An 8,554-nucleotide genomic window follows, 5' to 3' on the forward strand; every position below is an offset into this window, starting at 1 on the left:
TGGCGGCGGGCGCGGCGAGGGCGCACGGGGCGTGGACCGAAGGCTGGTATTACTGCGTCAGCAATGACAAAATAGTTCGCCCAGGTACAGCGCGCATATACACGTCGAAGGGCTTCAATTCCATATTCGCGAAAAGCGTTCCGTTGAACACCGAAGGGAAGAGGATCGCCGCGCACACCCACGTCGCAATCAACGCAGGGTTCAAGGTCGCGGACGCGATTATGTATGCGGCCGGGTTCCCTGAGGTATATAGCTGGAAGGGGCGGACCTTCGTGAATGAGTATCTCGAATCGACCGTTCCGGAGACGGCTGCCGAGTTCACGCCCGGAGGCTTAGAGGCCATCGACACGATTCGGAAGCACATCGGGTATATGTGCGCCGGAAACGACCTAGACGGCGCGCCGGAAGGCACCGTGGCCGCCCAACTTGAATCTTGGATCGCCCTAAACGTCCGCTCGCCCGGAAAGGTCATTTGTTGCGCGCCTCTTATCAAAGGCATCGAAGGCGACGGAAAGACCGTCATCATGGGCAAAATGATGTCTCGCATTATGGGCGGTGAGAACGCGGGCGAGGTCTCGAATCAGGAAGTAAAAAGCGACTTCAACGCGTATTTTAGTGGTCGTGCGTATCGCGTTTTTGAAGAGATTCGTTCAGCCGATGTTAATCGCTTTGCGATCCTCGATACGCTGAAGCCCGCGATCACTAACGAGAGCGTGCGCGTCGTAGGGAAGAATGCGAACGGTATCGACTCGCCCAACACGACCAATTATGCTGCCCTAACTAACCATGCCGACGCGCTTCCAATTACTGACACCGACCGTCGATGGTTCGTCATATTTTCTTACTGGAAGAATATTGAAGAGTTTGAGAAGAAAGTCGGGATGACGAGCCGCCAGTACTTTGACAGGCTCCACAAAATAATGGACGAGCATTATGCTGAGATTCGAAAATTCTTTTTGGAGTATAAGGTGCACTCGTCCGTATATCACGGTATGCGCGCACCGAAAACTAAGGGCCGCGTCGAGATGAAGAAGGCTGAAGATAGCCGGTTGGGGGCTGATTATTTCGATGCCTACGTCGCCAATAACGAGTGCGGAGTCAGCGCGGAAGTGGTAGCGTCGGATAGTCGAGAACATGGACGTGCGTGAATCGGTGCGACTGGCGGCGATTGACAAGCTCAACGTCCTTATTGGCTTGACGGAAATTGACGACGCAGGGCGCACCCGCAAGGTCCCGACGATGGAAGACATGTACGAAGCCGGGACCGAAAACGTCGCGCCGCCGAAGTACGATGATCGCGGGTACTCTATCCGGACGAGCGATAATCCTCCGACTACACACTAAATAGGTGTACAGCGGGCCTGCAATAGGCCCGGATATACCTAAGTACCCGCCGACCCACCGAAGCCCGCCTAGACCTTTCTACGCGGGCTTCATTATCTCTGCAATACGTTATCTAATCGAAAGGTTTATACCTCTGATACTGTCCCATATATCGCTCGAAAATAACAACGCAAACTACGATAACCCTTATTACGTAAAATTTAATAGGCGCTTAAAAGACACGTAATCTCAATAGATATAAGCCTTGTACACCGGCCACCGTTTTAAGTCGTCCGACGACTTAATTCTTACGCCTAATAAGTGGGCGAAACGGGCCGATTATTACTGGAAAGCGAGGTAATCGAACGCCGAATACAGAGCGTCAACCTTACGGAATATCGAGTAAGAAGAAAGGTCCGCGTAAGGATGAGAGACGGTTGCAGATTGACATTTCATTTTCCATTTCGTTAAGGTAGACGCAAAGGCCATGGGTGAGGGTGTTTAAGTACGAGGTGGAAAATAATCAAGGTAATACTATATTATTTTTCGGGAAATTTTAATTCCATCAGGCCCTATTTGTTACCCTTTCAATGTCCGCCACATAACTTCTGCCGCTTCCTCTGCACATACGCGCGGCGGATAATCCGGGAATCTAAACCGGACTATTAACCGAATCATGAATAACAGGTATCCAGCAGCGGCCATCCTACTCGCGGCGACATTAACGTCAGCACACGCCGAAACACCCAAAATCCCCGATAACTTTCAAGGTTCAGGGTGCTGCGAGTCTCAGGAGCGGCAAGCGCGCGAAAGGCAACAAAGACACTACGCCGACAGAATCCAGCCGCCTCCGCAACATTACATCGACCACTACGAGCCGCAGAGCACCTGTCAGCCGTCGATGGTCCTGACCGAACGAGACGCGTGGCGTGCTTGGGCCGGAGCGAGCGCAGGTCCGTCCGGCATGGACTGCGTAACGGTATTCGTTCCGGTTTATCGGTAAATTACTAAATTATTGAATTCGATAATCGGTGAACAGGGCGGCTATTCTGCTTGTTTTAATCGCCGCGCGGCTCGCCTATAATCGAAACACACCTTGGAAGAGTCGTGATTTCCTCCATTCCCCAATCCCTCCGGGAGTTCAGCATGGAGTCGGATGCAGAATGATTCGGGCGGCGTTGCCCGAACTATTATCGTTGGATAGAAGCCCTAACCAGACTCTCACAAAGTCGCGCAAATGGTTAGGGCTTTTCTGTAAGTTCTACATCTTCCCTCGCATCCTGTCCATCGCGACCTTACGCGCGGCAATCGCATCCTCCGCTATCCGGTTTAGCGTGGCGTTCGAATCCGCGTCCATAGCATTCCCGTCCATAACCCCACGCTTTCGAGAATCGATTTTAGCCTGATCGACGAGATTCATCGCTTCCATCTGCTCTAATGCGTCTTTAATATAAGCAGCCATAGTCGTCTTTACTCCTTAATAGTTCACAAATAAGGCGAGAAGGCCGCGAACAAGTCGTCGCATAAGTACGCCATTCTTTCCTCACTTCCCGCCTCAACGCGCGGCTGTCCGATTCTCTCCAGAATACGAAGAGCAACATGAACGCTTTCGTGGACTAGAGTAACCGGGCTTCGATCATATACAATCAGTAGCAGCGGCCTAATCACGTTCGAAGAACTAAATCCGGCAGCTTCCTGCGGCTTCGGAAATCGCTCCATAGTTATATTGTGGAAGTCTAGTACTTGCGCGGCACTCTCCGGAGTCTTAGCGAAAATCACGAACTCGCCATATGGTCGCGTTTTGAACTGATAGAAGATATTTCCGGTATCTTTAAAGTGGAGAGTTTCTACCATCTCTGCAGCCTTAATGCCGCGACAACCAGCGGCTAATTGAGCGCCGACAGATGAATCAGCCCTAATCGTGGCTGCGAGTCGATCCGTCTTTTGCTGTTCGCGCATTACGCCAGCACGCTCACTTCCGCGCATCCGAATACTCGTGTCGCTTACGTTCATTTTCTTTCAACTCCGTCTTTAATAAGAATCACCACGCCCGCTTTCTCTTTAGGCTTCGGCTTCTGGCGCGGCATCTTAGTCTTGAATGAATAGACCATCCGGTTCCAATTCGTCGTCCGCACCCCGTAGGGCGGCACGCTACGGCTATCTAGCTTTTCCACTGTCGATAGTCCTTAAAATGGCATCTCTGGGAATACGTATTCCGGGACGCGTTCATAAAGTAAGGACTTTGCCGTCGTTTTTATTTCACGTTCTTCGGTCTTCGGTTTTACCTTCCGCGTCCTTATTTCGTGTGTCCAGCCGTCCGCCTTTTCCTGCGATAGGGATAGCATCCGGTCCCACCCCGCCGACCGAAATAACTCTGTAGTTTCCACGGTGCTTGACTCCTTAAACGAATTCGCCCGATATTAACTCCGAACGGCTCTATTAGGGCTGCGGCTACCAACGGCAAGTACACTAATAAACAGGTCTCGGGCGAATTCGGAAAGACCATATTCAGAATAACAAAAAACGCAGGGTGGCACTCGACGTAACTGCGCGGCATTTGATTAACTCCTCTCGGTGAACTATTTAAACCGAGTTTAACGGTATTTAACCGGGCTTAAAACAAGCGGACACTAAAAAGGGTCGCCGCGCCTTATATCGAGATTAATCCAATGTCCGACTGTAGCCATCCGATGTTAAATCCGTTTAAACTCGATTTAACGATAAGACGTCCCATTAACAGGAAACGCGCTATGGCAACCCCTCCCCAGGTAAAGACGCCCGGCACCGTATTAAAGGAGCTTCTGATTAAATCGAACCTGAACCAAAGCGAAGCCGCAACGCGACTCGGCGTTTCGGGTGCTTTACTCAGTTTGATGATTTCGGACCGCGCCCGCATTACGACCGATATGGCGGTAAAGATTGAACGGCTTATTGGCGGCAGTGCTGACGCGTTGGCTTATCCGCAACTCGCGGTAGACCTCCATGAAGCACGCGCAAAGGAAGTTACGCAATGAAACTCGCTCTCCACAACGCGAAAGGCGAAGTGACCGATGTGACCGATCCGGATCAAACCTACACGGCGAAAAAGTGGGCGAGCCTAATGGAGTATTCGGACGGCTCGCCCGGTTACACGTGGATTTTCGAAAGTGCGCGCGAAGTCCGTTCCTCGCCGGAAGGCTATTACCTGCCGCGCGGGGAGTGGTCTAACGCGGCGATCCGCTGGCCGTTCGCGAAGGAGCGTACGAAGGCCGAACTGGACGCGAAGGGCGAAGGTTACATCGCTAAGCACCGCGCGGCCCTGTCTACGTACTGCCGGCTGCGCGCGCAAGGTAACCACCCTCAGGTCGCATACATCGTCGCTTTCGCGGCGAAGTCCGAGGAGAACGCGGAGCTAATCGACCGTGCGCACGAGGGCGCAAATTACCTCGAAGCGCGCGCCGGGATACAGGGCGAGATTCGGCGTATGGCCGACGCGCTGCCGATCCTACCCGTGGCGAAAGAGATGCTGGTTTGGATCGACGACCAGCTTAAAAAGGCCCATAAGCCGGGCGATAGATCGGCACTTTGGGAGTGGCGCGGGCGGCTTTCTAGCCTCATCGAGCGCGAATTGAAGAAGTCTGTTTAAAACCAAGGAGTAAATCATGGACGAACTCGAAGCATATTTGAACGGCACGGCTGAGGCAGCACCGTTAGTAGGAATCGCATCGATTCCTTCGGCGGGCGCGCTGGCCGCAAAAAAATATCCGAACGTACCCGGATTGAGCGGAGTGGGGGCGGCAGACGCGTCCGACCTCAATTACGAACCGACAAGTTTGCCGCCCACCCCGGAATCGCAAAAGGCATACGCGGCGATCATGCCCGATGCAGCGGCGAAAGACGGCTGGACCCCGCGCGGCTTCGAGCAAACTCCGTTCGACGAAACGACCGTGCTCCAGCGCGGCGCGGCGCAACGCTCGAACGAGATGCCGCACGTATCCCCGGCGCGGTCTCCCGGCCATATTAGCGAAGCCCGTCGCGGAGCGGTAGACGCGCTCTTTTGTAGGCTCGCGGACTCCGTGGCCGCGCTGTTCTTCGGTATCCGCGCTCGCGGCGGGCTTCCTCGCGTCGCTCCCACAGTTCGCCGCCCGAACGTCACCACGAAGGGTATTCGCGGCATGGACGCGGCTACCCGTCGCGTCGCTATGGACGCCGCGAAGCGTTCCGATAAGGAATGGCTAGAGGCGGAAGGGTACATGACCTCGAAGGGCGTGGAGGTGCCGTATCGAGGGTATTGGGACGCGGGACTCAGAATCTTTCGCCTGGTACGTCAGAACTAAATAGCGACCTCCTTCCCAGCTTCTTTCTCAACCACAAAACATTAGGATAACGGACTGTCATGACTTCCATCTACAGCAAGAAGGATCATCGCGCAAAGATCAACCACATCGAATTCAGCGACTTCGACCAGATCGAATACGAAGTGGGGCGGCGAGCCGTTCGCATGTATGGTCATCTTCGCTTTCGCGGGCACGCACGCTTCGCAGCGTTCGTCGCAGCGTTTGGCGATAAGTTGGGTGGTCACCCGGACCGCCTTACGAACGCTGCAGCGGACTTTGAGACCTCGCCAACATACGCCGCTATGTACGCCGCTATCGAGTCAGAGTACGCGGTCGAGGAGGCCCGGAACCATTGGGAGAAGCGCGCCGTCGCGCAACTCCATCGCTCGGGCGGCGCGTTCTCGCTGAAGAGTGACGTCTCGAAGAAATATCACATTTCGTACGATGTCGAAGAAATTGAGACGCTGCTCGCAGACGTTCGTGACGAAGTCATCACCAACACAAGCGATAACTTCGTCAGCCTAGAAGAACACATGTCGAAGGTGCACGAGGCGCGGTCGGAGCAAATGAGCCGTATCGATCCGACAGAAGGCTTGCGCATGCCCGGTGAAGGAAGCTTGGCAATTTTTAAGTAATCACCCACAGCCGCGCCCTCACGTAACACGACCAACGTAACGCGCGGCTCATTCAACCTGTAGACTTTAGGAGTGCGAAGATCATGGATGTTCCATATGTGCTTTTCGACGCGTTTAACGAGAAGGAAGTTTCGCCGGAGCAATTCAAAGCTGCTAAATGGGTTTTTGAATTGGGCAGGGATGGCGACATGGTCTCGTTCCTTGCACAGGCGTGCCACCTGCGACCGACATATGAATCGTTCAAAGACAATTTCTGGTTCGTCAAGCATCAGGACAGCCCGGAAGGGATCGCGGCAGCGACTCAAGCCGCAGAGAACTTTATCCATGCGGCTTGCGTTAATACCGACATAGTCTGTGCGGCGATCAGGATGTACGCAGAACGCATGATCTTTGTTATCAAGATGGACGACATACCTTCCATCGATGACAGAGCCGAGCAATCCATGGCAATGCACAAACGACAAACGGAAGAATTCGCCGCGATAGTAGCAGCTGCATTCGCCGACTAACCACAAAGGTGAAACTGCGCGCGCTGATCTACTTCCTAGTAGCGGTTAAGGTCTGGATCGATTATGAATTTCCGGACCTCGACCCAGCGCCGCGCCACCTCTGGATACCGACCGTAACACTAAGCATAACGAACGAATTAACGGAGTGAACCATGAGCGGATATTTCAGAAAGGATGAGTTCGTAACTGATCTTCGCGGCGCTATAGATCATCACATTAGCATCCTGAATTGGCTGAAGGACGAACTCGGAAGCGAAAAGTCGGATGAGTATTACCTCGCGTTCAATTTGGCCGCGATGCTTGAAGCTCAACGCGCTGTTGAGCCGGTAATCGACTTGATTAAAGAACGCAACGGCCAAAGTAGCCACAGAAGCAACTAAGGAATAAATGATCATGCTCCACGGACAACACATCACCCCGCATCACCTCAGCGGCGATAGCCTGAAGATAAAGCTCGTATCGACCGAGACGTATCCGCTCGGTGTCGCGCTGACCAATTTTAGTAATGACGTAATCGCGCTGCCGCCCACCGATTCCGATTATCAATTCGCTACCGTGCTTAACGTGATCGGCAATAAGGTAGAAGTCGAAAGCTATCACGGCATCTACGTCGCGATCCACTGCGACCCGGCGAGCCGCGAGGCCCACACGCTCGAAGTCCTCCGCGACCTTAGCGACCGGCGCGCGAGTCCCGAATACGTGCACGCGTTCGTGGAGTACGCGGACGGTAGCTGCTTCGTGTACTCGGAAGGCGTGATCTTGAACGGTGGGCTTAGTACACGTTTTAACAGCGCCTTCCTGTTCCATTTCCGCAAGATGCGGCAGATTACTCCGGACGTATTTCGGGCGTTTCGCGGCGACCTTCTGGCCGTCGTCTAAAGCATATTTCTGCGTCTTCTAATTACATAGGATAACTACTAATCATGCTCGATAAAATCTTTGGATCGGGACTGCCCGAAGTGCCGGAACCGGAACCGGAACCGCGAAAGTTGTTCGACCGGGAGCAGACCGCTACGCTCGATATCGAATCGCCGCGCCGCCCGAAAGTCAAGGTAACGCTTCATACGTTCGGCGCGATGCACGGGTGGGAGATGAAACGGAAGCTACGGCATTGGCTCCTGTCGCGCGACGATAAGTTGCACGTCGAGTTCACGCTCGCCGCACTCGCGTCCGCCTCGATAGACGGTCGCGCGCTCGATACTGCGGCGGCTATCGATGAACTCCTAGTCGAATGGCAGAACGTTCGCGCCGTATTCGAAGCCGTTATGGAGCACAACGGAATCGACACCAGCGGGCAGGACGAATTTAGCTTCGACTGGATGATCGCGGGGAAGACTTTCGCCACGTCCTTCGCGGCTCAGTTCGAACAGCTTCTGCTGAATGGGGGTAAGGAATAATGTCTGGTTCTCTCGATCAGTTCACAATAAATTATCGTGTTCAGGTGAATGCCGCAGTAACTAGCCTGACGAAGCTGAACGATGCTACGGCTAAGACGAATAAAGCCCTGATCGATTCGGCGAAGGGCGCGGTCGGATTCGCGGACGCGATTACGAACAACCTGGGCGGCGCGTTGCCGGTGCTGGGTCGCGTGTCGGGTGCGCTTAAGGCGATTACCTCCGAATTCGGCGTGCTCACTGCGGCCGCTACGGTAACGGGCGCGGCGATCTATAACGCGATGAAGGTTCGGGCGCAGTTTAACGAACAGCGCGTCCAGTCCTCCAGCCGCACCGCCGATACGCCCGCGTCGCGGGACTGGACGCGCTGTTCGTTA

General features: G+C 54.0%; 14 protein-coding genes. 11 read left to right on the plus strand and 3 right to left on the minus strand.

Going from position 1 to position 8,554, the window contains the following annotated elements:
• Both ACRXB1_RS23640 and ACRXB1_RS23645 read left to right on the plus strand, forming a co-directional pair.
• Positions 1–1,148 (plus strand): primase-helicase family protein (locus ACRXB1_RS23640; RefSeq protein WP_449493396.1); only part of this gene is annotated, 1,148 nt, incomplete at its 5' end.
• Positions 1,135–1,344, plus strand: a complete 210-nt coding sequence (locus ACRXB1_RS23645; RefSeq protein WP_449493397.1) for a hypothetical protein — start codon at positions 1,135–1,137, stop codon at positions 1,342–1,344. The genes ACRXB1_RS23640 and ACRXB1_RS23645, both read left to right, overlap by 14 nt.
• A 1,240-nt stretch (positions 1,345–2,584) precedes the next feature.
• Here ACRXB1_RS23645 and ACRXB1_RS23650 read toward each other — a convergent pair.
• From ACRXB1_RS23650 to ACRXB1_RS23660, 3 genes are read right to left on the minus strand one after another with little or no spacing between them, the layout of a single operon-like run.
• Complete coding sequence (locus ACRXB1_RS23650) at positions 2,585–2,785, minus strand: hypothetical protein (RefSeq protein ID WP_449493398.1); 201 nt, start codon at positions 2,783–2,785, stop codon at positions 2,585–2,587.
• 23 nt (positions 2,786–2,808) lie between these two features.
• A complete protein-coding gene (locus tag ACRXB1_RS23655) occupies positions 2,809–3,336 on the minus strand; it encodes a hypothetical protein (protein WP_449493399.1) in 528 nt (175 codons plus the stop codon).
• Positions 3,333–3,497 (minus strand): hypothetical protein, encoded by a 165-nt coding sequence (locus ACRXB1_RS23660; protein ID WP_449493400.1) that lies wholly within the window; start codon positions 3,495–3,497, stop codon positions 3,333–3,335. Before ACRXB1_RS23660 ends, ACRXB1_RS23655 begins: the two co-directional genes overlap by 4 nt.
• Before the next feature lie 576 nt (positions 3,498–4,073).
• Here ACRXB1_RS23660 and ACRXB1_RS23665 point away from each other — a divergent pair.
• From ACRXB1_RS23665 to ACRXB1_RS23705, 9 genes are all read left to right on the plus strand, one after another.
• A complete protein-coding gene (locus ACRXB1_RS23665) occupies positions 4,074–4,337 on the plus strand; it encodes a HigA family addiction module antitoxin (RefSeq protein ID WP_449493401.1) in 264 nt (87 codons plus the stop codon).
• Positions 4,334–4,948, plus strand: a complete 615-nt coding sequence (locus ACRXB1_RS23670) for a hypothetical protein (protein WP_449493402.1) — start codon at positions 4,334–4,336, stop codon at positions 4,946–4,948. Before ACRXB1_RS23665 ends, ACRXB1_RS23670 begins: the two co-directional genes overlap by 4 nt.
• A gap of 16 nt (positions 4,949–4,964) precedes the next feature.
• Positions 4,965–5,639 carry a hypothetical protein gene (locus tag ACRXB1_RS23675; protein WP_449493403.1) on the plus strand — a complete coding sequence of 225 codons (675 nt, stop codon included), beginning with the start codon at positions 4,965–4,967 and terminating at the stop codon, positions 5,637–5,639.
• Between the two features lie 59 nt (positions 5,640–5,698).
• Positions 5,699–6,274: a hypothetical protein gene (locus ACRXB1_RS23680; RefSeq protein WP_449493404.1), complete on the plus strand. Its 576-nt coding sequence runs from the start codon at positions 5,699–5,701 to the stop codon at positions 6,272–6,274.
• Positions 6,275–6,357: 83 nt separating this feature from the next.
• A complete protein-coding gene (locus tag ACRXB1_RS23685) occupies positions 6,358–6,783 on the plus strand; it encodes a hypothetical protein (RefSeq protein ID WP_449493405.1) in 426 nt (141 codons plus the stop codon).
• Positions 6,784–6,935: 152 nt separating this feature from the next.
• A complete protein-coding gene (locus tag ACRXB1_RS23690) occupies positions 6,936–7,163 on the plus strand; it encodes a hypothetical protein (protein WP_449493406.1) in 228 nt (75 codons plus the stop codon).
• Positions 7,164–7,176: 13 nt separating this feature from the next.
• Positions 7,177–7,662 (plus strand): phage tail fiber protein, encoded by a 486-nt coding sequence (locus tag ACRXB1_RS23695; protein ID WP_449493407.1) that lies wholly within the window; start codon positions 7,177–7,179, stop codon positions 7,660–7,662.
• 44 nt (positions 7,663–7,706) lie between these two features.
• Positions 7,707–8,180: a hypothetical protein gene (locus ACRXB1_RS23700; protein ID WP_449493408.1), complete on the plus strand. Its 474-nt coding sequence runs from the start codon at positions 7,707–7,709 to the stop codon at positions 8,178–8,180.
• The coding region (locus tag ACRXB1_RS23705) for a hypothetical protein (RefSeq protein WP_449493409.1) at positions 8,180–8,554 on the plus strand (375 nt) is incomplete at its 3' end. The genes ACRXB1_RS23700 and ACRXB1_RS23705, both read left to right, overlap by 1 nt.

The sequence above is a fragment of the Caballeronia sp. M23-90 genome (assembly GCF_053574605.1).